At 73.9% G+C, this 22,864-nt stretch carries 21 protein-coding genes and 2 pseudogenes; 11 read left to right on the top strand and 12 right to left on the bottom strand.

Going from position 1 to position 22,864, the window contains the following annotated elements:
• Positions 1-59: 59 nt before the first annotated feature.
• Entirely contained in the window at positions 60-1,010 is a 951-nt protein-coding gene (locus AB0F68_RS32155) for a serine/threonine-protein kinase (protein WP_357345085.1), read from the bottom strand.
• A 156-nt stretch (positions 1,011-1,166) separates the two neighbouring features.
• On the opposite strand from AB0F68_RS32155, the gene AB0F68_RS32150 reads away from it, so the two are divergent.
• Entirely contained in the window at positions 1,167-1,391 is a 225-nt protein-coding gene (locus tag AB0F68_RS32150) for a hypothetical protein (RefSeq protein ID WP_357345083.1), read from the top strand.
• A gap of 6 nt (positions 1,392-1,397) precedes the next feature.
• On the opposite strand, the gene AB0F68_RS32145 is transcribed toward AB0F68_RS32150, so the two are convergent.
• From AB0F68_RS32145 to AB0F68_RS32135, 3 genes are read right to left on the bottom strand one after another with little or no spacing between them, the layout of a single operon-like run.
• On the bottom strand, positions 1,398-2,195 hold the full coding sequence (locus tag AB0F68_RS32145) for an alpha/beta fold hydrolase (protein ID WP_357345081.1): 798 nt from the start codon (positions 2,193-2,195) through the stop codon (positions 1,398-1,400).
• Positions 2,192-3,085, bottom strand: coding sequence for an SDR family oxidoreductase (locus AB0F68_RS32140; RefSeq protein ID WP_357345079.1), 894 nt, complete (start codon positions 3,083-3,085; stop codon positions 2,192-2,194). The genes AB0F68_RS32145 and AB0F68_RS32140 overlap by 4 nt, the downstream gene beginning before the upstream one ends.
• A gap of 9 nt (positions 3,086-3,094) precedes the next feature.
• Entirely contained in the window at positions 3,095-3,967 is an 873-nt protein-coding gene (locus tag AB0F68_RS32135; RefSeq protein WP_357345076.1) for an FAD:protein FMN transferase, read from the bottom strand.
• A gap of 165 nt (positions 3,968-4,132) precedes the next feature.
• On the opposite strand from AB0F68_RS32135, the gene AB0F68_RS32130 reads away from it, so the two are divergent.
• The 5 genes and pseudogenes from AB0F68_RS32130 to AB0F68_RS32110 all read left to right on the top strand — a co-directional run bounded on the left by AB0F68_RS32130 (position 4,133) and on the right by AB0F68_RS32110 (position 7,869).
• The gene (locus AB0F68_RS32130) at positions 4,133-4,873 is read left to right on the top strand and encodes a response regulator transcription factor (protein WP_357345149.1); all 741 of its coding nucleotides are present in this window, start codon (positions 4,133-4,135) and stop codon (positions 4,871-4,873) included.
• A complete protein-coding gene (locus AB0F68_RS32125; RefSeq protein ID WP_357345074.1) occupies positions 4,851-6,356 on the top strand; it encodes an ATP-binding protein in 1,506 nt (501 codons plus the stop codon). Before AB0F68_RS32130 ends, AB0F68_RS32125 begins: the two co-directional genes overlap by 23 nt.
• 45 nt (positions 6,357-6,401) lie before the next feature.
• Positions 6,402-6,797: pseudogene (locus tag AB0F68_RS32120) on the top strand (glycosyl transferase); the annotation flags it as partial.
• Positions 6,797-7,066 (top strand): annotated as a pseudogene (locus AB0F68_RS32115) (GtrA family protein); the annotation flags it as partial. The pseudogenes AB0F68_RS32120 and AB0F68_RS32115, both read left to right, overlap by 1 nt.
• 92 nt (positions 7,067-7,158) lie before the next feature.
• The gene (locus AB0F68_RS32110; RefSeq protein WP_357345072.1) at positions 7,159-7,869 is read left to right on the top strand and encodes a helix-turn-helix domain-containing protein; all 711 of its coding nucleotides are present in this window, start codon (positions 7,159-7,161) and stop codon (positions 7,867-7,869) included.
• 24 nt (positions 7,870-7,893) lie between these two features.
• Here AB0F68_RS32110 and AB0F68_RS32105 read toward each other — a convergent pair whose 3' ends face one another.
• On the bottom strand, positions 7,894-8,292 hold the full coding sequence (locus AB0F68_RS32105; protein ID WP_357345070.1) for a VOC family protein: 399 nt from the start codon (positions 8,290-8,292) through the stop codon (positions 7,894-7,896).
• A gap of 182 nt (positions 8,293-8,474) precedes the next feature.
• Between AB0F68_RS32105 and AB0F68_RS32100 the strand changes: the two genes are divergently transcribed.
• The 4 genes from AB0F68_RS32100 (at position 8,475) to AB0F68_RS32085 (ending at position 13,561) form a co-directional block, all read left to right on the top strand.
• Positions 8,475-8,624, top strand: coding sequence for a hypothetical protein (locus AB0F68_RS32100; RefSeq protein ID WP_167364301.1), 150 nt, complete (start codon positions 8,475-8,477; stop codon positions 8,622-8,624).
• Positions 8,621-10,045: a class I SAM-dependent methyltransferase gene (locus tag AB0F68_RS32095; protein ID WP_357345147.1), complete on the top strand. Its 1,425-nt coding sequence runs from the start codon at positions 8,621-8,623 to the stop codon at positions 10,043-10,045. Before AB0F68_RS32100 ends, AB0F68_RS32095 begins: the two co-directional genes overlap by 4 nt.
• On the top strand, positions 10,038-12,083 hold the full coding sequence (locus AB0F68_RS32090; protein WP_357345068.1) for a sulfatase-like hydrolase/transferase: 2,046 nt from the start codon (positions 10,038-10,040) through the stop codon (positions 12,081-12,083). The genes AB0F68_RS32095 and AB0F68_RS32090 overlap by 8 nt, the downstream gene beginning before the upstream one ends.
• 194 nt (positions 12,084-12,277) lie before the next feature.
• On the top strand, positions 12,278-13,561 hold the full coding sequence (locus AB0F68_RS32085; protein WP_357345066.1) for a citrate synthase: 1,284 nt from the start codon (positions 12,278-12,280) through the stop codon (positions 13,559-13,561).
• A 72-nt stretch (positions 13,562-13,633) separates the two neighbouring features.
• Here AB0F68_RS32085 and AB0F68_RS32080 read toward each other — a convergent pair whose 3' ends face one another.
• From AB0F68_RS32080 to AB0F68_RS32060, 5 genes are all read right to left on the bottom strand, one after another.
• Positions 13,634-16,450: a M14 family zinc carboxypeptidase gene (locus AB0F68_RS32080; protein WP_357345064.1), complete on the bottom strand. Its 2,817-nt coding sequence runs from the start codon at positions 16,448-16,450 to the stop codon at positions 13,634-13,636.
• Positions 16,451-16,542: 92 nt separating this feature from the next.
• Complete coding sequence (locus AB0F68_RS32075; protein ID WP_357345062.1) at positions 16,543-17,316, bottom strand: fasciclin domain-containing protein; 774 nt, start codon at positions 17,314-17,316, stop codon at positions 16,543-16,545.
• Positions 17,317-17,320: 4 nt separating this feature from the next.
• Positions 17,321-19,423 carry a M14 family metallocarboxypeptidase gene (locus AB0F68_RS32070; protein WP_357345060.1) on the bottom strand — a complete coding sequence of 701 codons (2,103 nt, stop codon included), beginning with the start codon at positions 19,421-19,423 and terminating at the stop codon, positions 17,321-17,323.
• Positions 19,424-19,531: 108 nt separating this feature from the next.
• On the bottom strand, positions 19,532-20,188 hold the full coding sequence (locus AB0F68_RS32065; protein ID WP_357345058.1) for a response regulator transcription factor: 657 nt from the start codon (positions 20,186-20,188) through the stop codon (positions 19,532-19,534).
• A gap of 80 nt (positions 20,189-20,268) precedes the next feature.
• On the bottom strand, positions 20,269-20,709 hold the full coding sequence (locus AB0F68_RS32060; RefSeq protein WP_357345056.1) for an NUDIX domain-containing protein: 441 nt from the start codon (positions 20,707-20,709) through the stop codon (positions 20,269-20,271).
• A 96-nt stretch (positions 20,710-20,805) separates the two neighbouring features.
• Here AB0F68_RS32060 and AB0F68_RS32055 point away from each other — a divergent pair, with 96 nt between their 5' ends.
• Entirely contained in the window at positions 20,806-21,699 is an 894-nt protein-coding gene (locus tag AB0F68_RS32055; protein ID WP_357345054.1) for an alpha/beta hydrolase, read from the top strand.
• 37 nt (positions 21,700-21,736) lie between these two features.
• On the opposite strand, the gene AB0F68_RS32050 is transcribed toward AB0F68_RS32055, so the two are convergent.
• Both AB0F68_RS32050 and AB0F68_RS32045 read right to left on the bottom strand, forming a co-directional pair.
• Positions 21,737-22,240 (bottom strand): GNAT family N-acetyltransferase, encoded by a 504-nt coding sequence (locus tag AB0F68_RS32050; protein ID WP_357345052.1) that lies wholly within the window; start codon positions 22,238-22,240, stop codon positions 21,737-21,739.
• A gap of 60 nt (positions 22,241-22,300) precedes the next feature.
• Complete coding sequence (locus tag AB0F68_RS32045) at positions 22,301-22,495, bottom strand: AlpA family phage regulatory protein (protein ID WP_357345050.1); 195 nt, start codon at positions 22,493-22,495, stop codon at positions 22,301-22,303.
• Positions 22,496-22,864 lie beyond the last annotated feature (369 nt).

Here is a 22,864-nt window from a genome sequence, read left to right as displayed (position 1 = left end):
CTCACCCGCCCGGCTACCCGGCCCCCGCCCGGCGAAACCGCGCCTGAGCAGGCCGCGCGTCAGCGAGCCCGGCCGGTCGGGTACGCGTCGACGGCGATCGCCTCGGTCGCCTCCGTGGCCGCCCGCTCGGTCCACGCCGACACCGGCGCGATCCGCTGGCGGGGCGGCGTCGCGACCATCGGCACGTAGACCCGGGCGTCCACCGCCTCGGCGAGCAGCAGCGCGGCCATCAGGCTGGTCGGCCGGGCGGTCGGGTCGGTGGCGAGGCAGCCCCGGCACAACTCGGCCGCCTCGGTCGGCAACCCGTCGATATCGGGCAGCGGCTCGGGTGGCCGGCGGCGGCCACCCACGCCGAGCAGTTCCGTGGTGCTCTCGGCCGCGTACGGGAGCCGGCCGGTCAGGCAGTAGTAGAGGAGAACGCCCAGGGCGTACATGTCGGCGGCGGGGGTGGCCGGCTGCCGGTCGAGCTGCTCCGGTGCCAGGTACGCCGGCGTGCCGACCACGATCCCGTCCGGCGTGTGATCGGGTGCGCCGGCCGGGGTGGCGATCCCGAAGTCGAGCACCTTCACCCCCGCCGGGGTGAGCATCACGTTCGCCGGCTTCACGTCCCGGTGCACGATGCCGTGCGCGTGCGCGGCGGCCAGCGCGGCGCTCACCTCGGCGCAGACCCGCACCGCGATCCGCCAGTCCAGCGGGCCGGCGCGCAGATGGGCGGCGAGCGTCTCCCCTTCGGCCAGCTCCATCACGATGTAGGGCAGCGCGCGCCCGTCCGGCAAGGCGGCGGTGCCGAAGTCGTGCACGCTGGCCACGTTCGGGTGCACCAGCCGGGCCGCCGAGCGGGCCTCCGCCCGGATCCGCTCCACCGAGGTGGCCTCGCCGTCCAGCCCCGGCGAGATCAGCTTCACCGCGACGGTCCGGTCGAGCACGAGGTCGTGCGCCCGCCACACCTCGGACATCCCGCCGATGCCGACCCGCCGTTCGAGCTCGTACCGCCCGCCCAGCGTCCTCATCGACCACTCCTCGCACTCACCGGATGCCCCATCCGGTTTCGCTACCCGGGCCCCGAGCTGGGCAAACCGCCGGGCAGTTTCCCGGCCCGGGCGGGGGCGGCGCGGGGTAGCTTCGCGAGCAGGGGAGCGTGTCGACGGCGAGACGGAGGGTGCCCGGTGGCTCTGGTACGCGTACGGTTCGTCGGCGGACCCGCCGACGAACTGGTCCGGGAACTGCCGGCCGAGCCGGACGGGGCGCCGCCGAAGCGGTGGATCATGCGCCACCCCGACCGGCCGCCCGGTGGCGAGGCGGATCACCTCTACGAGCGCGGCCATCTCCACGACGGGGGCGGCTGGACGATGCGGTACGTGCGCACCGAACCGTTCGGCGCCACCGAGTGAACCCGGTCAGGCCGCCCGCGCGCCGGTGGTGCCGAGGATGACCGAGGCGACCAGCTCCGGGTCGTCGTGCATCGGCACGTGCCCGCAACCGGCCAGGTCGAGGTGCCGGGCCGCCGGCAGCCGGGTCCGGGCCAGCGCGGCCTGCCGGTAGGGCAGGATCCGGTCCCGGGTGCCCCAGGCGACCGTCACCGGTACCGTGGGCGCGCCGGCGAACGTGTAGCCCCGGCCGGCCCGGGCCACCGCGCGGAAGGCCCGCGCCTCGCGCAGCGCCCGCGCGTCCGCCAGCGCCTCGGCCAGCGCCATCCGGTTGGGCCGGGCCAGGATCATGCCCAGCGCGAGGGTACGCAGCGCCGGGGAGGCGAACAGCGACCGCAGCACCGGCTCGGGCAGCCGCGCGGCGTTGCGGTGCAGGGTGAGCACGCTGAGCGCCCAGCGCAGCTCGCGCGGGGTGCAGAAGCCGGCCGGGGAGAGGGCGGTGGCCGAGGAGACGGCGCCGGCGGCGGCCAGCTCCAGGGCGATGGCGCCGCCGAGGCTGTTGCCCGCCACGTGCGGGCGGTCCAGCCCGAGCGCGGCGAACAGCTCGACGATCCCGGCCACCAGCCCGGGCATGTCGGCGGGAAGGCCGGCGGCGGGCACCGGCGAGCGGCCGAACCCGGGCAGGTCGACGGCGATCACGTCGTGCGCCTCGGCGAGCCGGTCCAGCACCGGCGACCAGGCGGCCCAGTGGTGACCGATGCCGTGCAGCAGCACCAGCGGGGCGCCGGCCCCCCGCCGCTCGAAGACCACCTCCGCCGGCCTCGTCATCGCCGCACGTCCGGCGTGCTCGCCCCGAAGCCCCGGCCCAGCGCCCGGGCCTGCTCCTCGATCAGCGGGACGGTGTCCCTCGCGGTCCGCCCGACCAGCCGGTCGGCGAGCGGGCTGACCAGCACCGACCGGACCGCCTGCACGGCCCCGACGGCGCGCGGCACGTAGACCCGGCGCCGGCGGCGCTCGATCGCCCGGACGAACGCCTCGGCGCACTCCTGCACGGTGGTGGTCCGCCGCATCGGCCAGGGCAGCTTCGCCAGCGCTGTCTCGAACGCCGGCAGGTCGGCCCGCGCCTCGCGGACCAGGTCGGTGTCCACCCAGGACGGATGCGCCGTGCCCACGGCCACCCCGCGATGCGCCAGCTCCAGCCGGATCGCCGTGCCGAAGTGCTCGACGCCGGCCTTCGAGGCGCAGTAGGCGGCCATCCCGGGCAGCGCCGCGAACGCGGCGGCGGAGGAGACGATCAGCAGGTAGCCCCTGCGGGCGGTGAGCGCCGGCACGGTCGCCGCCGCGGTCCGCATCACCCCGATGAGGTTCACCTCGACCGTGCGGACCAGCGCCTCCACGTCGCCGACGGCGATGGTGCCCCGGTTGGCGACCCCAGCGTTCGCCACCACCGCGTCGATGCCGCCCAGCGCCGTGACCGTGCCGTCGACCGCGGCGGCCAGCTCGGCCTGGTCGGTGACGTCGGCCGGGAACCAGACGTGGCCGGGGCCCAGCTCGGTGGCGAGCGCGGCGAGGCGGTCGGGCTCCAGCCCGACCAGGGCCAGCCGCGCGCCGCGGGCGGCGGCGAGCCGGGCGGTGTGCTCGCCGATGCCCCGGGCCGCCCCGGTCACCAGCACCACCTTGCCGGCCAGCCGGCCGGTGGGACGACCGTCGATGGACATGCCGGCAAGTTACCACCGGGTAGCGGGCTGGGGAAGGGCCGGCCGGCGCGTCCGCGGCCAGGCCCGGACCCCCTGGCCGGCCAGCCATTCCGGGCCGCCGGCGCCGCGGGCGAGCGCGGCCACGGCCAGCATCGCGGCGCGCGCGGCGTCGGGCGCGGCCACCGTCACCGCGGCCCACGGCGAGTCCGGCGCGGCGCCGGTGCGCGGGTCGCGTACCCCACCGCCGTCCGGGCGCAGCACGTCGGCGGTGACCAGCGCGCCGCCGGTCAGCGTGGCCGGCCCGTGGGCGACCCGCCAGCCACCGGCCGGCGCCGGGCCCGCGGCGGCCACCCGCGACCCGACCGCCACCAGCACCCCGGTCCCGTGCCGGGTCGCCACCTGTTCGGCGCACCGCTGCACCAGGTACGCGCCGGCAGTGCCGCCCAGGTCCAGCCAGAGCGGCGGCGGCACTGCCAGCAGGTCGCCGCGCAGCGACACCGCTCGCCAGCCCTCGCCCCGGTCCACCCGACCCCAGCCCGAGCCGCACGCCGGCAGCGGGGTCACCGACCGGCGCAGCCGGGCCGCGCCGACCGTCGGGTCCACCGCCCCGCCGCTCGCCTCCGCCGCGCCCAGCGACACCGCTACCAGCTCACGCAGCAGCGGGCCGACCGGCACCGGCCGGCCGGCGGCCCGGTGCGCCCGGGACAGCTCCAGGTCGGCCGCGCGCAGCCCGGCCAGCCGGCGGGCCACCGCGCGCCGGGCCGCCGGAAGCGCCGTACGATCGGACACCGCCACCCGGACCGCCCTACGGCGACTCCAGCTCGGCGCGTCTGACGCCGCGCCGCGACCTGGTGCCGTCGCCCGCCACCACCAGTGGACCTCGAAGAACCCGTCCGCGCTCATGCGGTGAGCGTGCCGCTCGTGGCTGGAGGGGACGTGGGCCGTGCCTGTGGTCCGGCTGTGCGTCCGCCCGCTCCGCGCGGATCCCGGCGTCCGGCCCGCACAGCTGGTACACAGGATCGGGACAGGACCGGCACAGCGGGTGCGCCCACGATGGGGGTCATGGTCATGAACGGGCAGGCCGCGCAGGGCCGGATCGAGCTGCGCCGACCGGACGGCGAACCGGTGCGGGTGCTGGTGGTGGACGACGAGCCGACGCTCACCGACCTGCTGTCGATGGCGCTGCGCTACGAGGGCTGGCAGGTGACCACCGCCGGCAACGGGATGGCGGCGATCAGCGCCGCCCGCCAGGTCAAGCCCGACGCCGTGGTGCTCGACGTCATGCTCCCGGACCTGGACGGCTTCCAGGTGCTGCGCCGGCTGCGCGAGCAGGCGCCCACCGTGCCGGTGCTCTTCCTGACCGCCCGGGACGCGGTGGAGGAGCGGATCGCCGGGCTCACCGTCGGCGGCGACGACTACGTCACCAAGCCGTTCAGCCTCGAGGAGGTGATCGCCCGGCTGCGCGCCCTGCTGCGCCGCTCCGGGTTCGCGGTGGCCGCCCGCGAGGAGGCCGTGCTCAGCGTCGGCGACCTCAGCCTCGACGAGGACAGCCACGAGGTACGCCGCGCCGGCGACCTGATCAACCTCACCGCCACCGAGTTCGAGCTGCTGCGCTACCTGATGCGCAATCCGCGCCGGGTGCTGAGCAAGGCGCAGATCCTCGACCGGGTCTGGAACTACGACTTCGGCGGCCAGGCCAACGTGGTCGAGCTGTACATCTCGTACCTGCGCAAGAAGATCGACGCGGGCCGCGAGCCCATGATCCACACCCTGCGCGGCGCGGGCTATGTCCTCAAGCCCGCGGAGTGACCGGGGCGGGGGGCTGCGGCAGCGGCTGGCCGGCTGGTCGCTGCGCCGCCGCCTCGTGGTGTCCGTGGTGGCGCTGCTGGCCCTGGTCAGCATCGGCATCGGCGGCCTGACCACGATCGCCCTGCGGCACTTCCTGATCGGCCAGGTGGACAACCAGCTCACCATCGCCGACCGGCGCACCGGAGACGGGCCGCCGTGGCTGCGTCCGCCCGGTGACCCGCGCCGGACGGACCCCTGCGACCTGCCGGAACTGGAGCCGCCGCGCGGGTTCCCGCCCGGCTCGATCGCCCTGCGGACCGCCTGCGGAGCCACCACCGCGACCACCCGGGCCGAGTCGGGGGAGGTCGAGACCGTACCGGCCGCCGACATCGCCACGCTCGTCGCGCTACCACTCGACGGGCGGCCCCATACCGTCGAGGTCGGCGACCGGGGCGACTATCGCGCGGTGGCCCATCGGTCGTCGAACGGCGTGCTGGGGGCCGTCGCCATCCCGCTCGCCGGGGTCCAGGACACCGTCATGTGGGTGCTGGTCGCCCAGGCCGGGCTGGTCACCGCCGGGCTGGTCATCGCCGGCGGGCTCGGGGCGCTGATCGTCCGGGCCGCGCTGCGCCCGCTGAACCGGGTCGCCGCCACCGCCACCCGGGTCACCGAGCTGCCGCTGGACCGCGGCGAGGTGGCCCTGTCGGTGCGGGTGCCGGCGAGCGACACCGACCCGCGTACCGAGGTCGGGCAGGTGGGCGGCGCGCTCAACCGGATGCTCGGCCACGTCGCCGCCGCGCTCGCCGCCCGGCAGGCCAGCGAGATGCGGGTACGCCAGTTCGTCGCCGACGCCAGCCACGAGCTGCGCACCCCCCTCGCCGCGATCCGCGGCTACGCCGAGGTGGCCCGGCGCGGCCGGGACGAGGTGCCGCCGGACGTGGCGCACGCCCTTCGCCGGGTGGAGTCCGAGAGCACCCGGATGACCAGCCTCGTCGACGACCTGCTGCTGCTCGCCCGGATCGACTCCGGCCGGCCGCTCGCGGCCGAGCCGGTCGACCTCACCGCCATGGTGGTCAACGCGGTCAGCGACGCGCACGTGGCCGGCCCCGAGCACCGCTGGCAGCTCGACCTGCCCGACGAGCCGGTGAGCGTCACCGGCGACGCCCACCGGCTGCACCAGGTGCTGGCGAACCTGCTCGCCAACGCCCGGGTGCACACCCCGCCCGGCACCACGGTGACCACCCGGCTCGCGCGGGTGACCGGCGCCGTCGAGCTGAGCGTCACCGACGACGGCCCCGGCATTCCCGCCGAGCTGCAACCGGAGGTCTTCGAGCGGTTCGCCCGCGGCGACAGCTCCCGCTCCCGGGCGCACGGCAGCACCGGCCTCGGCCTGGCCATCGTGGCCGCCGTGGTCGAGGCCCACCACGGCGAGGTCGACGTGGCGAGCCGCCCGGGCCGGACCGTCTTCACGGTGCGGCTGCCGGAATCCACAGCCGACGCATAGGCCGCGCACGGGGGCGGGTCAGCGGGCCGCCCGAGGCTTGCCGGCATGGACAGAACAGAGAGCCTGCTGACCGCGCCCACGGCCGGGTCGCCCGCGACCGGACCGGCCCCCGCGCCCGCCCCGGACCCGGTCCGGACCCCGGCCGAGCCGCACCGTCGCGACCCGCGCTGGACCCGGCCGGCCCTGCTCGGCCTGCTGCTGGCCACCGCGCTGCTCTACCTCTGGGGCCTGGGCGCCTCGGGCTGGGGCAACGCGTTCTACTCGGCGGCCGTGCAGGCCGGCTCGGAGAGCTGGAAGGCGTTCTTCTACGGCTCCTCGGACGCGGCCAACTCGATCACCGTCGACAAGACCCCCGCCTCGCTCTGGCTGATGACCCTCTCGGTCCGCCTCTTCGGGCTGAGCAGCTGGTCGATCCTGGTGCCGCAGGCGCTCCTCGGCGTCTGCTGGTCACCGCGGTGGCCAACACGGCGGCCAACCGGCGGCTCACGTTCGGCGTCACCGGCCGCCGGCACGCCGGCCGGCACCACCTCCAGGGCCTGCTCGCCTTCGCCCTCGGCCTGGCCCTGACCAGCGGCTCGCTGGCGGTCCTGCACGCCACCGCCGACACCCCGCCCCGCGCCCTGGAGCTGACCGTCCTGGTCGGCGCCAACCTCGCGGCGACCGCGCTCCGCTTCACGCTGCTCCGCCTCGCCATGCACCACCGCGCCTGACCGCCCGATCCCGGCGGGTGTCCGTCCGCAGCGAACGGACACCCGCCAAGATCCGGAGCGGGAACCGGGCCACGGCGTGGCAGGGTGGAGGGATGTACCGCGAGGGTCCGGCCCCGGGGATTCCGGGGGCCGTGCGGTGGGCGAGCGTCTCGCCCGGCGAAAGGCCGGTGCGGGTGCTGCCGGACGGCTGCCTGGACCTGCTCTGGTCCAGCCGGGCCGGGCTGCTGGTCGCCGGACCCGACCGCACCGCGCACCTGTCCGTGAGCGTGCCGGGGGAGCGGTGGGTCGGCCTGCGGCTGCCGCCGGGCACCGGACCCGCCGTCCTGGGGGTGCCCGCCGACGAGCTGCGGGACCAGCGGGTGCCCCTCGCCGACCTGTGGGGACAGGCCGCCGCCGAGCTGGCCGAGCGCATCGCCGCGGCCGACGCGCCCGGACGGTCGATCGCCGCCGTGCTGGAGGAGGTCGCGCTGGGCCGCTTGCGGGTGGCCGGTGGCCCGGACCCGCTCGGGGCGCGAGTCGCCGCCCGGCTGGCGGCCGGTGCCACCGTCGCCGCCACCGCCGCCGAGGTCGGCCTCGGCGCGCGAGCCCTGCACCGGCGCAGCCGGCTCCTCTTCGGGTACGGCCCGAAGACCCTCGCCCGCATCCTGCGGATGCGCCGCGCCCTCGACCTGGCCGGCGGCGGCACCCCGCTCGCCGAGGTCGCCGCCCTGGCCGGGTACGCCGACCAGGCCCACCTCACCCGCGAGGTGAAGGAACTCGCCGGCGTTCCCCCGACCCGCCTCCTGCCGCCCGCCGGCGCCTGACGCCCACCACCCGGCCGCGGTCGCTCAGTCGGACTTGAGCGGGGCGAACAGGTCGACGCCGTTGCCGTCCGGGTCGTGCAGGACGGCGTACCGCTGGCCCCAGAAGGCGTCCCACGGCGGCCGGTGGCCGTGGTACCCGGCGGCGGTGAGCTCGCCGTACCAGCGGTCCACCTCGGCCGGGTCGGCGCAGCGGAAGGCCAGGCCGGCGCGGGAGCCGCCGGTCGCCGGGGTGTAGTTGGGGTCGAAGCTGCGGATCGTCTCGACCGTGTCCCAGGCAAGCCGGACGCCGTTGTCGAGGGTGATCTCCACGTGCGGCTCGCGTTCGGCGCCGGGCGGGACCGGAAGCCCGAGCCGGCGGTAGAAGTCCAGGGTGCGTCCCATGTCGGTGACGACCATCCCGATGAGATCGAACTGCGGTGTCATGCCGTCACGGTAGGGGCCGGTGGGCCGGGCCGTCTTGAACGGATCGGACGGGGGACGAGTGACCGGTGTGGCCCGCACGGCCGGGAACTGAGGCGTACGGTGAGGAACAAGTCCGGCGTAGACCACCAAAGCCCTCATATCGGGCCCGGACTCCGATGACCGGCGAGGGGAAGGAAGCAGCCGTGACGCACCTGGCCTACCTGGACGCGGGATCCGGCAGCCTGATCGTGCAGGCGGTGGTCGGCGGGGTGGCCGGCGTGGCGGTGGCCGCCAAGCTCTACTGGCGACGGCTGGTGGCCCGGTTCCGCCGGCAGCCCACCGACCAGGGCTGACCGGCGTGGCGCTCCCCGACACCGGCCTGCGCGCCGAGCCCGGCTCCTTCCGCGACCCCGGCAACCGCGTCTTCCACCGCGCGGGCGAGGTGCTGCGCGGGCTGGACGAGCGGTCCGCACGCGACTGGCGCGCCCTCGCTGTCAGCGACTTCTTCCGCGACCTGCTCGCCACCGGCCAGGTCTGCGGCACCGAGGAACTGGTCCCGACCCCGGTCGACGTGCCCTGGGCCGCGGTGCTGCGCCACGAGCGGATCCCGTTCGTCTCGCACCCCTACGAGTGGTCGTACGGGATGCTCCGGGACGCCGCCCTGCTGCACCTGGACGTGCTGCGCGCCGCGCTGGCCGCCGGCTTCACCACCAAGGACGGCTCCGCCTACAACCTGCAGTGGCGGGGAGCCCGGCCGGTCTTCATCGACGTGGGCTCGTTCGAGGCGGCCCGCGACGGCGAGCCCTGGGCCGGCTACCGGCAGTTCTGCCAGACCCTGCTCTACCCGCTGCTGGTCCAGGCCCACCTCGGGCTGGACTTCCAGCCCTTCCTGCGGGCCCGGATCGACGGCATCGAGCCGGACCAGATGCGCCGCCTCTTCGGCGGGGCGCGGCGCTGGCGGGCCGGGGTGCTCACCCACGTCCACCTGCACGGCGCCATGCAGGCCCGCAACGCCGAGGCCAGCACCAGCGCCGTGCGCGCCCAGCTCCGGGCCGCCGGCTACTCCCGCGAGCTGGCCCTGGCCACCGTCCGCGGCCTGGCGAAGCTGGTCCGCCGGCTGGACCACCGGCCGGGGGAGAGCCACTGGTCGGACTACCAGCGCACCTGCGCGTACTCCGTGCCGGACCGGCAGGCCAAGGAGGCATTCGTCGACCGGGCGGTGGCCGTCACCGGGCCGGGCCGGGTGCTCGACCTGGGCGCCAACGACGGCCGGTACGCCCGGATCGCCGCCCGGCACGCCGACCACGTGGTCGCCGTCGAGCAGGACCCGGCCGTGGTCGACGCCCTCTACCGCGCGCTGCGTGACGAGGGGGAGGAGCGGATCCTGCCGCTGGTGATGGACCTGGCCGACCCGTCGCCCGGCGGCGGCTGGCGTGGCGTCGAGCGGGCCGCCTTCGCCGACCGGGCCCGGGCCGACGTGGTGCTCGCCCTGGCCGTGGTGCACCACCTGGCGATCGGCCGGAACGTGCCGCTGCCCGCGGTGCTGGACCAGTTGACCGAGCTGACCGTGACCGGCGGCAGCCTGGTGGTCGAGTTCGTCCACCCCGACGACCCGATGGCCCGCCGGCTGCTGGCCAACAAGCCGGACGGGCTCTTCCCGGACTACCGCCGGGAGGTGTTCGAGTCGCTGCTCGCGGCGCGCGGGCGGGTCGTCGGCCGGACCGAACTGCCGTCCGGCACCCGCACCCTCTACCAGGTGGTGGTGGGTGGCTGAGGGCACCCTCGCGCCTCCGCGGGCCCCGGCGGCGACCCCGGACCGGCCCCGGGACCGCGGCGGCTGGCGCGGCGAGGCGGGCCGGCTGCTGGAGGTGGTCGCGCTGGTCGGGCTGGTGGTCACCCAGCCGCTGCTGGACGTGCTCGGCCGTAGCCCCGACTTCTTCCTGTTCCACCGCGCCTCCCGGGTCGACGTGCTGCTCCTGGTGGCGCTGATCGCGATCGCGCCGACCGTGCCGTTCGCCCTGCTCGGCGCGCTCGGCCTGGTCGCCGGACGGCTGGCCCGGGCCGCCGTGCACACGCTGGTCGTGGGGCTGCTGCTGGCCGCCCTCGCGGTCCAGGTGGGCCGGCACGTCACGCCGCTGCGGGGCGTACCCCTGCTGCTCGTTGCGGGCTTGGCCGGCGCCGCCGCGGCGGCCGCGCACCGGCGGTGGCGGGTGCCGGCCCGGGTGCTGCGGGTGGCCGCGGTCGGTCCACTGGTGTTCGTCGGCCTGTTCCTGTTCGCCTCGCCGGCCTCGGCCGTGGTGCTGCCCCGGGGGCACGGCGGCGCGGCCGGGGTGGCCGGCGCGGGCGCCCACCCGCCGGTGGTCATGATCGTCCTGGACGAGCTGCCGCTGGTCTCCCTGCTCGGCCCGGACGGCCGGATCGACGCCGCCCGCTATCCGCACTTCGCCGAGCTGGCCGCCGGCTCGACCTGGTACCGCAACGCCACCGGCGTTAGCGGCTGGACCCCCTACGCGCTGCCCGCCATGCTCACCGGGCGCTACCCGGCCCAGCCGTTCGCCCCGCACTACTCGCAGTACCCGGACAACCTGTTCACCGCCCTCGGCGGCCTGTACGACATCAGGGCCGAGGAGAGCATCACCCGGCTCTGCCCACCCAGCCGGTGCGAGCAGCCGGTCAGCCCGGAGCAAGGGCTCGGCGTGCTGGTGCGGGAGAGCGGGAAGCTGCTGCGCCAGGTCACCGCCCCGGTGGACAGCCGGATCGACCCGGAGGACTCCTACCGGGAGCAGACCCGGGCCGAGGCGGGGCTGGACGCGGCCGAGCCGGTGCCGGCCGACCCGAAGTTCCGCTGGGACACCCTCGACGACAACCAGCCGGCCCGGTTCACCGCCTTCCTCGCCGGGCTGCGCCCGGCCGCCCGGCCCACCCTGCACTTCCTGCACCTGCTGATGCCGCACTCGCCATGGGCGTACCTGCCCTCCGGGGCGCACTACGCCGCCCCGGAGGACCTGCCCAACGACGGGACCGGGTGGGTGGACCTGGCCCGGGCCCGGCACCTCGCCCAGCTCGGCTACACCGACCGGCTGATCGGCGAGACGCTGCGTACCCTGCGGGCCAGCGGCCTCTACGACAAGGCGCTGGTGCTGGTCACCGCCGACCACGGGGTGAGCTTCCGGAAGGACTGGCAGGGCCGGGGGATGGACGCCATCAACCACGCGGCCGACCAGGTGGCCTGGGTGCCGATGTTCGTCAAGGAACCCGGCCAGCGGGCCGGCCGGGTCGACGACCGGAACTGGGAGCACGTGGACCTGCTGCCGACGATCGCCGACGAGACGCACGTGCGGATCCCCTGGCGGATGGACGGCCGCTCGGCGAAGCAGGCCCCGCGCGGGCACGCCGACAAGCGCTTCTACGACCGGCCCGGCCAGCCGGTGCCGATCACCGGCGGGGTTCCGGCCCCGCCCGCGGCGCCCGCCCCCGACCCGCTGGTCGGCACCCGGGTCGGGGACAAGCCGCCCGGCGGTACGGCCACCGTGGGCGACCTCGCCGCGTTCCGCGACGTCGACCCGGCGCACGGGCAGTTGCCCGCGCTGGTCTGGGGGACGGTGCCCGCCTCGGTGCCGGACGGGACGCGTCTCGCGGTCGCGGTCAACGGCACGGTCGGCGCCGTCGTGCCGGTGGTCCCGCCGGACCACGGCGGCCGGCGGTTCGCCGCCCTGCTCCCGGACGACCGGCTCTTCGCCGCCGGCGCCAACCGCCTCGACCTCTACCGCGTGGATGCCGACGGTGCGCTGCGCCGGCTCACCCTCTCGTGATCATCCACAGCGACGGCGGGTAGCCTTCCCAGCCCGGGGTGGTCGCGCTTCCACAGGGTTTCCGAGCCGGCAAGTCGGGAATCGGGTGACGCATACCTCACCACGGAACCATCGCGAGCGGTGTCCTCCCCACCGTGATTACGGTAAAAGCGAAGGCAATTCAACGAAGATCTTGCCGGCGAAGCGAGGAACAGATGACGGAAGTCAAGCTCGACCACCCCGGTGGGCAGCTGTCGATGCCGGTGCAGCCCGCGGTCGAGGGCCCCGCCGGAATCGGGGTGGGCAAGCTGCTGAAGGAAACCGGGATGACGACGTACGACCCCGGTTTCGTGAACACCGCGTCCTGCTCGTCCGCGATCACCTACATCGACGGTGACGCGGGCATCCTGCGGTACCGCGGCTACCCGATCGAGCAGCTGGCCGAGAAGTCCTCCTTCCTGGAGGTCTCGTACCTGCTGATCTACGGCGAGCTGCCGACCCAGACGCAGCTGACCGAGTTCAGCGAGCGGATCCGCCGGCACTCGCTGCTGCACGAGGAGATGCGCCGCTTCTTCGACGGCTTCCCGCGCGACGCGCACCCGATGGCCGTGCTCTCCTCGGCCGTGAGCGCCATCTCGACCTTCTACCAGGACAGCCTGGACCCGTTCGACTCCGACCACGTGGAGATGTCCACGGTGCGGCTGATGGCGAAGGTCCCCACCATCGCCTCCTACGCGTACAAGAAGTCGATCGGCCAGCCGCTGCTCTACCCGGACAACTCGCTGGGCTACGTCGAGAACTTCCTGCGGATGACCTTCGGCGTGCCGGCCGAGCCGTACGAGGTCGACCCGGTGATGGCCCGCGTGCTGGACATGCTCTTCGTCCTGCACGCCGACCACGAGCAGAACTGCTCCACCTCGACCGTGCGGCTGGTCGGCTCCAGCAACGCCAACCTGTTCGCCTCGGTCTCGGCCGGCGTGAACGCGCTCTTCGGCCCGCTGCACGGCGGCGCCAACCAGGCCGTGCTGGAGATGCTCCAGAAGATCCAGGCCGACGGCGGCGACGTCCGGTCCTTCGTGCAGAAGGTCAAGGACAAGCAGGACGGCGTGAAGCTGATGGGCTTCGGCCACCGGGTCTACAAGAACTACGACCCGCGGGCCGCCATCGTGAAGAAGGCAGCCCAGGATGTGCTCGGCCGGATGTCCAAGCCGGACCCGCTGCTCGACCTCGCGGTGCAGCTGGAGGAGATCGCCCTCGCCGACGACTTCTTCGTCTCCCGCCGGCTCTACCCGAACGTGGACTTCTACACCGGCCTGATCTACAAGGCCATGGGCTTCCCGACCAAGATGTTCACGGTGCTCTTCGCCCTGGGCCGGCTCCCCGGTTGGATCGCCCAGTGGCGCGAGATGATCAACGACCCGGAGACCAAGATCGGCCGCCCGCGGCAGATCTACACCGGCTACGCCGAGCGGGACTACGTCCCCGCCACGGAGCGCTGAACCCGGTCCTGACGGCGAAGGCCGCCGACCCCGTGCGGGTCGGCGGCCTTCGTGTCGGTACGGGACGGTGCGTCAGCCCACCAGGGAACGGAGCGGGATCTGCGCGTCCCGGAGGGCGCCCACCAGGTCACGCAGGAACGGGTGCTCGTCGGCCTGCAGGCCGGCCGGATTCGGGATCACCAGGTAGGCCGACCCTCCCGCCACGGAGACCCGGGCGGTGTCGGTGTACCGGGCGACGACCGCTTCGGCACGACCGCGGTCACCGGCCGCCACCTCGACGGTGATCGGGCGCCACTCGCCGCCCAGGTCGTCCGCCACCGGCTGGGCCGCCGCAGCCGCCCGGGCGGGGTCGACACCGGTCGTACGCCGCGCGGTGCCACGGTCCGCCGCCGGACCCGACGGATAGAGCAGGGCGTTGGCCACCAGGTGCAGCCCGTTCTCGTTGTACGCCCGGAAGAGCGGGTTGAACGCGAACAGCACGGCCCGACCGGCGCCGGTGGGCTCGTCCACCAGCGCGACCGTGCCCTTCAACACGTCGCTGCGCACCGTGTAGCCGTTCGCCCAGAAGGTGTCGTCGGACGGGTAGCTGAGGACGTTGGTGCCGGTGCTGCTCGGGTTCAGAATCGAGTCGCTGTTGTTGAACTCGAAGTCCTCCGCCGGGCGGCCGAGTGCGACCGGGCTGCTGCCGTCGACGTCGACCCGCAGGTGCGAACCGATCATCCGGTAGTCCGCCGGCTTCGTCTTCTCGGTGGTGGAGGTGAGGCCGGCGGCCCGGGCCATCCGGGTGCCCTCGTTGCGCAGGCCGAGATAGGTGTGGCCCTGGGCGATCCAGCTCCGCAGGTTGGCCTGCCCGGCGGCGGTGAGCCCGCCGGTCGAGCTGCTGCCGTCCGGCACGAGCAGCACGGTGCGCTCGGTGAACGCCGGGGTGTTGTCGTTGATGTCGGCGGTGGTCACCGGCTTGAGGTCGAGCCCCCACCGCTTGCCGAGCACGTACCGGGCCTCGCCGTGCGAGCCGGAGGTGGTGGAGATGCCGGTGCCCTGGAACAGCCCGACATCCGGCAGGTCCAGGGGGCTCCCGCCGGCCGCCGCGCCGCTCGGGCTCAGGGTCACCCCGAGCGACCGGGCCAGCCGGTCGATCTCCTGGGTCAGGCTCTTCGCGGGGAAGCCCACCACGCTGGTGTCGAGGTCACGGACGAGCGGCACGCCCTGGCCGAGCAGCCGGAAGGTGAGTTCGGCCGCCGCCGCCGAGTCCAGTGGGTACGCGTACGACCCCTTCGCCCCGGCCGCCGAGGCCCTGCCGCCGGTGATCTGCCGGACCAGTCGGGCCTGCGGCCGGACGTCGTCACCCGTGTAGATGGTGTCCACGCCCATGAGCAGCGGGTTGCTCCAGGACGACACGTCGTAGAAGTAGGGGAACGGGACGTAGGGGTCCTCGCCCATGATCGCCTGGATCCAGTGCTTCTGCGGCTGGTCCATCGGGATCCAGTACGCGCCCACCGGCACCGTGACGTCGGTCGCGGTGCGCCCGCCGAAGACCCGGGCGGTGGGCACCTTCGTCGGCTTGGTCACCTCGTAGACCTCGACGTCCATCCGGCGCAGCCGCTCGACCAGCTGGCGCACGTCGCCGAGCTGCCGGTCGGGGAGCAGGAAGTACGAGCGGATCTTGACGTCCGGCACCGGGAACTGGACGCTGTTGGTCGGCTGGACCACCTCGTTCGGCTCCAGCGTCCCGGCCCTGCCCTCGGCGAGCGCGTCCGTCCAGATCTTGAAGTAGCTGGTCAGCACCTCGTGCTTGTTCGCGGCGGCCCAGCCGAGGGTGGACCACTGGGTGTGGAACTGCTGCTGGACCCGGTCGGCCACCGCCGACGCGCTGCCCTTTTCGAAGGTCATGCCGGCGGCGCCGAAGCCGGCGGCCGGGACCGAGTCGCCGTAGCCCATGAAGAACAGGTCGTACGTCGAGTAGTTGAAGTAGCACTCCGTGGTGACCGCGCCGCCGCAGGCGCCGTTGAAGCCGAAGCCGGCCTTGTTGGCCTCGCCGATCCGGTTGATCCAGTCGACGTTCTCGCTGGCGATCTCGTGGTGGATCGGGTCGGCGTTGGGCGGGAAGAAGTACTTCTGGCCGGTCATCTCGTGCGCGTCGACGAAGACCTGCGGCGGGTACTGCCGCAGGAGTTCGATCTTGCCGTCGGTCTCCTGCTGGGTCCGGGCGAACCAGTCCCGGTTCATGTCGAAGCCGTACTCGTTCTGCCGGCGGCTGGCGTCGCGGCCGTCGGGGTTCTGGGTGGGCACGATGACGGTCACCAGATTGTCGTTCCGTTCCGCGACCGCGCAGGACAGACCGGATGCCAGCTCGTACAGGGTCTTGAGCGCCGCGTCCGTGCCGCTCTTCTCCCCGCCGTGCACGTTCGCGGCCACCCAGACGATGGCCGGGCGGTCGGTCGCGGTCTCGGCGGCCTTCTTCGCCGTGGTCCGGCGCGGATCCCGCAGATCGCGGATGTCGTCGGCGATCTGCTGCAGCGCGCCCCGCCGGACGTGCCGCTCGTTCGACACGATGGCGTACGGCAGCGGCTGGCCGAGCACGCTCGTCGCCATGACGCCGGTGACTACGCGGTCGGAGGCGGCGTCGACGGCGTTCAGGTAGCTACGGACCTCGTCGTTGGTGACGGCCCGCTCCTGGCCGGTGCCGAGCGGGAAGCCCAGCGCGGACTCGGGGCTGGGCACGGTGGACAGCCGGGCGGCAGGGTCGTTGCTGCAGTTGGGGGGCGTGGGGACGGCGCCGGCCGGGGCGCCTCCGAGCAACGGCGTCAGACCGGCCAGCAGGAGCAGCGCGGCGACGCCGGCCGTTCTTCTCGTGCGGATCGCCCTGTGCGGACGCTTCGACAGGCGCATCAGGAGGCCTCGTTTCACTCGGCGGGAGATCTAGCGAGATCGATCGGAACGTATGACCGGCGGTTTCCCGGGTCAAGACTCAGCTCGTGCGGTCAGTGGGCGCGGTGCCCGCCCTCGCCGCCGGTGGTGGGCAGGCTGCCGAGCACGTGGTTGATGATGTGGATCCGCGCGTTGGCGACCTGGTAGTCGGCGCACACGGTGTCGGCCTGGTCGGCCAGGCGGGCGCTCCCCCCGCCCCCGGTGACCGTCACCGTGGTGCCGGCGAGCGTGGTGACCTTGCCGGCGGCCACCAGGTCGGCCAGGGACAGCGACCCGGCGACGAGGTGTTCGCGGAGCAGGCCGCGGAGCTTGTCCCGGTCGGCCAGTAACAGGTGGTCCAGGTTGTCCTCGGAGAACTTTGCGGCGAACGCGTCGTCGGTCGGGGCCAGGATGGTCAACCCCGAGCCGCCGTGCAGGTCGGCGGACATGCCGGACGCCCGCACCGCCGCCTCGAACGTGGTGAGGACGGGCAGCCACTGCAGGGCCGCCTCGGCCGGCTGACCGGTGAGGGCGGCCGGGTTGCCCGGGTCGCTGCCGGAGGGCAGCAGATCGCACAGCGGGCCGCTCACGACGGGCGCCGCCTCCGGCGCGGCGGCGCCGGCCGCGGCCGGCGAGGCGGTGCCGGCGCCGGAGCAGCCCGTGCCGGTGAGCACCAGGGACAGCGCGACCGCGGCGAGCGCAGCGGTCCGTCGCCGGCGGGCCGGCCACCGGAGCCGGGGGAGAGATCGGGATCGCGGGGGGATGACGGGGCGTTCCACGGCGTTCTCCGGTCGGGTCAGGTCGTACCGGCAGGCCCGGAAGGCCGGACCTGCCGGTACGACGATCAACGGGTCAGAGGCTCGCGCACTGGCCGCTCTTCGGGCCCTGCGCAGAGTTGCTCAGCCCGAGGTTGACCGGTGCCTGGGTGTTGCCGTCGCAGCGCAGCGGGCCGGTGACCGTGTTGGCTGCCAGCAGCGGCGCGTCGCCCTGGTTGCCGGACACGTCGACCGGACCCTCGACCGTGGCGTCGACGACCACCACGGGCCCGGTGCCCTGCGCGATCCGGACCGGGCCGGTGACCGTGCTGTCGGTCAGGAAGACGCCGGCGGCGCCGGTGGCGTCCACCGGGCCGGTGATCGACGAGCCGGTGGCGACCAGCGTGCCGCCGGGCCGGACCCGGACCGGGCCGGTCACCGTGGCGTCCCGCAGGCAGGTGACGCCGGAGACCACCAGCGGACCGTCGCGCGGGCCGGTCACCGTCGGGTACACCCGCTCGGCGGCGACCAGCTTCTCCACCGCCTGCCCGTCGAGGAGCAGCGGGATCAGCCCTCGCTCGGGCTGGGCCAGCGGCACCACGTACCCGTCGGCGGCCTTGACCACCTTCCAGCCGTGCGCGGCGAGCCGCTGCGCCACGGTGGTCCGCTGGCCGGCCGGGCCGTCGGTGCGCTCCCCGTGGTACTGCTCCTCGGTGAGCCGGTAGGCGCACGGCGCCTCGGTGAGGATCTGGTCGTCGCGCGGGGCGTCCAGCGGCGGCGGGGCTTCGCCCGGGTGCGGCGCCGGGTACGCCGCGATCGGCCGGGAGCCGCGGAAGACGATCCGCCCGGTGTTCGACACCTGGAAGGTGATCGCGTCGGCCCGCGCCGAGGTGATCTCCTTGAGGTTGGCCCGGTGGTAGTCGAGGAACTGCTGGAACGTCCAGAGCGCCGAGTAGGCCTTGCGCCGCCGGTTGTTCGCCGTGTTGCCCTCGTCCGGCCGGGTGGTGCCGCCGGCGCTGCGCAGCTCCAGCAGGGAGTTCACCACGTTCTTGAGCCCCAGGGTGTTGCGCAGGATGGTCTCCTCGCCGAGCCCCACGTTCCCGCCGCCGTTGCACCCGTACGGGCAGGGCCACCAGCCGTCCTTCGCGCCCTCGGTGTACATGTGGCCCTCGATCATGTGCTGCGACTCGTCGAAGATCGGCTGGGCGACGTTCTGGTGCCGCGGCGGCAGCATCGGCAGGTCGCCGGCGCTGGAGTTGCCGAACTCGTGCCCGTCGTAGCCGGCCACCGGGCGGTAGTCGCGCAGCATCCGCACCAGCGCGAAGGTCTCCGGCTGGCGGACCAGCGAGTAGTCCCGGTTGAGGTCCTGGCCGGTGGAGTTGCCCCGGGTGTTGGCCGCCCGGCCGTCCCCGTTGATGGTGGGCACGATCAGCACGGTGGTGTGCGACAGCAGGTCCAGCGTCCGCGGGTCGTCGCTGAAGGCCAGTTGGCGCGCCATGATCAGGCAGGCTTCCCGGTCACCGGGCTCGTTGCCGTGCACGTTGCAGTTGATCATCAGCGGCGAGGTCGCCGCCACCGCCGCCGGGGTGGCCGGCGGGGTGGGGTAGCCGATGACGAACATGTTGATCGGGCGGCCCAGCGCGGTCCGGCCGATCTCGGTCACCCGGACGCGGTCGCTCAACTCGTCGACCGCCGCGGTGTACGCGTACTCGTTGACGTCGCTGGTGTACTGCGCCGCGAGGGTGGTCTCCCACTGGGTCCGGAGGTTCTCACCCGGCACGGCGGGGTCGCCCCACGGGGCCCTGGTGGTGCCGGAGACCGGCGCCGAGTACGGCTCGGCGGTGGTGCCGACGCGGGCGCGGACCCGCCACTGGAACCGGGCGCCCGGGTTGAACCCGGCGTCGGCGAAGGTGGGCGAGGAGTTGTGGATCTGGCGGTTCGGCCGCCAGACCCCGGTGATCACCGCCGGTCCGGTCGCCGTGTCGTCGGCGGCGACCGGGGTGCGCTCGATCTGGTAGTCGGTGGCGCCGTCGACCGGCGTCCAGGCCAGGGTGGCGTAGCCGTCGCCCTGCACGACCGTCAGGCCCTGGACCTGGCTCGGCTCGGCCGGGTCGGCCTGCGCGGGCATCGGCCCGGTGAACGCCGCCAGGGCGGCGGCGAGCAGGGCGGCGAGGAGGGCCGTCGTCCGTCTGTCTCTCATGGAAGCTCCAGAACAGGTGGGATGACTCGGTGCGGACAGCACACGCCAGCCACCCCGTCCACGGTCGACGGCGGGCGATTTCTTGAGATGGATCTGAGGATCGGCGGGTCACCCGGGCCGGAGCCGGTAGCCCACCCCGCGTACGGTCTCCACCAGGCCGGCGTCGTCGAGCTTGCCCCGCAGTGCCGCGACGTGGACGTCGAGGGTGTGGCCGCCGCCCCAGGTGGTCTGCCAGACGTCCATCAGCAGGCGCTCCCGGGGCACCACCGTCCCGGCCTGCCGGGCCAGCGCCATCAGCAGCGCGAACTCCTTGCGGGTCAGGGCCACCTCCCGGCCGGCGAGCCAGACCCGCCGGGCGTTGAGGTCCAGGCGCAGGTCGCCGACCTCCAGCGCCGCCTCGGCCCGGGAGGCCCGGGCGGCGCGGCGCATCACCGCCTCGATCCGGGCCTGGAGCTCCGCCATCGAGAACGGCTTCACCACGTAGTCGTCGGCGCCGGCCCGCAACCCCGCCACCCGGTCCCGCTCGTCGGAGCGGGCGGTCACCGCGATGATCGCGATGTCCTCGTTGTGCCGGCGGATCTCCCGGCACAGCGCCAGGCCGTCCCGGTCCGGCAGGTTGAGGTCGAGCAGCAGGAGATCGACCGGCCCGGCCTCGGCCGCCTCCGACGCGGTCGTGGCCGTGATCACCGAGTTGCCCCGGCGCCGCAGTGCGGCGGCGAGCGCGGACGCGACTCGCAGGTCGTCTTCCACCAGAAGCACCCGCACCGCGTCTCCTCGAACCTCGTCGCGCCCGGTGCCCGCGAGTCTGTCCGATCCGCCCGGTCGCGACCAGCCCGAACGGAAGATCAGGACCGGACGATCATGCCGGTCGAACCGTCGGGCCGACCGAGGTGAAGCGGTAGGACCAGCGCCGAGGAGACGGCCAGCTCCCGGTCGAGCACCTCGTCACGGGGGACGAAGACCATCGCCCGGCCCTCGCCGAGCACCACGTCCTCCTGAGTTGCGTCGGTGGCGCCGCGGAAGACGTGGATTGTCACCGTGTGCGGGAAGCCCTCCTCGTACGGGCGCGGGCCGGTCCACAGGGGGTGCAGCTCGCCCACGGTCAGGCCGGTCCCCTCCAGCAGTTCCCGGCGGGCGGCCTGCTCCGGCGTCTCACCGGGTTCGAGGTGGCCGCCGGGCAGGCTCCACTGGTTCGGCGAGACGGGCGCGTGCTCGTCACGATGCTGCAGCAGAACGGCGCCGGAGGGGTCGACGAGCAGGACAAGCGCCACGTCATAGCTGGCCATTCGCGGAATCATTCCACAGCGGCATCCATGGCGGAGGGCCGTCGGTGCGCGGATATGCCGGTGAGCCGAGGCCGGCCGACCTTCTAGCATGAGTGCGTGCCGGAGGACTGGATCGCTGACGAACACTTGGCCGCCCTGTTGCAGACAGCGAGGGCTCAGCCCCCGGCCGGCGAAACGGACGTGGCGGTGTCGCGTCAGGCAGCGCGCCAACGCGCCGCGGCGCGTACGCCGGGACCGGAGGTCCCGACCGTCGACACGACGATGGCGGGTGTCCCGGTACGGGTGTACGAGCGGGACGCGGGCATCGTGGTCGTCTACCTGCACGGCGGCGGGTTCGTGCTCGGTGATCTCGACACGCACGACGCGCAGGTGCGGCGGCTCGCAGTGGCCACGGCGGCGTCGGTGGTCGCGGTCGACTATCGACGTGCGCCGGAACATCCCTGGCCCGCGGCGGTCGACGACGCGGTGGAGGTGGTCAGGCGGGTGGCGGACGGCGGGACACCGGTTGCGGTGGCCGGGGACTCGGCGGGCGGTCTCATCGCGATCCTGACGGCGCTGCGGCTGCGCGGCGAGGTCCCCTTGCTGGCGCAGCTGCTGGTCTGCCCGAACACCGATCCCACGCTCCGCTGCCCCAGCGTGGAGGACAAGGGTCGAGGCTGGCTGCTCGACGCCGATGCCCTTCGTCGATGGGTGGCGATGTGGCTGCCCGATCCCGGCATCCGCGACTCGCCGTTGACCAATCCGCTCGTCGCGGACCTGCGAGGTCTGCCGCCGGCCGTCGTCGTGACCGCCGAACACGATCCTCTGCGCGATGAGGGTGACGCCTACGCCGTGCGTCTGCGGGCCGCCGGCGTGCCGGTGGTGCATCGACGTGAGCCCGGACTGGTCCACAACTTCCCGACCCTGCGGGACGTGTCGCCGTCCGCTGCCGCGGCGGAAGATCGTTTCCTCCGCGACGCGGCGCAGTTGTTACACCGGGGATCGCGCTGATCTTCCGCAGACAACGCGCGGCTGGGCGTACGAGTCATCACCGCAAACCCAAACGCCTGCCGAGGGAGAAACCGGCGTCGGTGAAGCCGTGCCGACCGTAGAAGCGCACCGCACCGACGTTGCGGTGGTGGATGCCGGCCGACAGGTACGTGATCCCTCGATCGGTTGCCCACCGTTCGGCCGCCTTCAGCAACGCTGCTCCCACCCCTAGCCCCCTCGCGTCGGGCAGCACAACCGTGTGCACCTGCGCCGAAGGCTCAGGACGCAGGATCTGATGCTCCGGCGGATCGGACTGCCGCAGCACCTCGATCATCCCGACCACCCGGCCATCAGGAGCCTCGGCGACGAGAACCGCGTCCCGCCCCGCCTCGTCGCCCAGCATGGCCGTGAAGTGGCGGACCACCGCCTCACGCCGCGGAACGCGGTAGACGTCAGGGTCGAGAGCGAGGTGCGCCTCGGCGTTGGCCAGGCGCAACTCCACCAATGAAGGAACATCCGCCAGGCCCGCTGGCCGAACCGTCAGCCCAACCTCCTGCATCATCGCGATCCTAGGGCCGACGCTGCAGCCTCGGGGACCTGTCCATGATCGGCAGGGCGGGGCTTAGTCCATTTCGGGCCGCTTCTCGGCGATCCACTTCTCGACGTCCTCGGCGAGCCAGACGTTGCCCATCTGGAGCATGGCAACGGGCTCGGGGAAGTCCCGGCGACTGGTGATCTGGTATGCCCGCTGCCGCGACACACCGCCCAGGAGCACGCGGATCTCCGCCGAGCCGACCAGTCGCAGCTTCTTGGACATGTCTCGGACGCTAGGTGTCCGACAACTAGTCACGTATCAGCTTGACGCACGCCTAGTAGTCATAGGGACTAGTCATCTATCATGCGCAGGTGACTAGCATCAGGGAACCTGAGCCGCCATTCCTTGTCATGGCCGCCGGCTTCATGGTGGACCTTCACACTCGCAAGCGCTGCCCGCACTGCCGTCCTGACGGAACATGTCCACGCGTGCAGCGCGCCAAGCGGCTGCTCCGAGCCTGGCGGCTGACGGTCGAGGAGCGGCGGAGGCGGCGCTACTTCCGCTGTCCCTGACCGCGACGGCCGCCGACCCGCGCGGACGCTCGGTGCTCACCACCACCGCCACACCAGCCACGATCACCGCGCCGCCGAG

The sequence above is a fragment of the Micromonospora sp. NPDC023966 genome, assembly GCF_040639095.1.
Lineage (GTDB): Bacteria > Actinomycetota > Actinomycetes > Mycobacteriales > Micromonosporaceae > Micromonospora.
The sequence above is the reverse complement of the archived record's forward strand: the minus strand, read 5'-3'. Positions and strand labels throughout refer to the sequence as shown.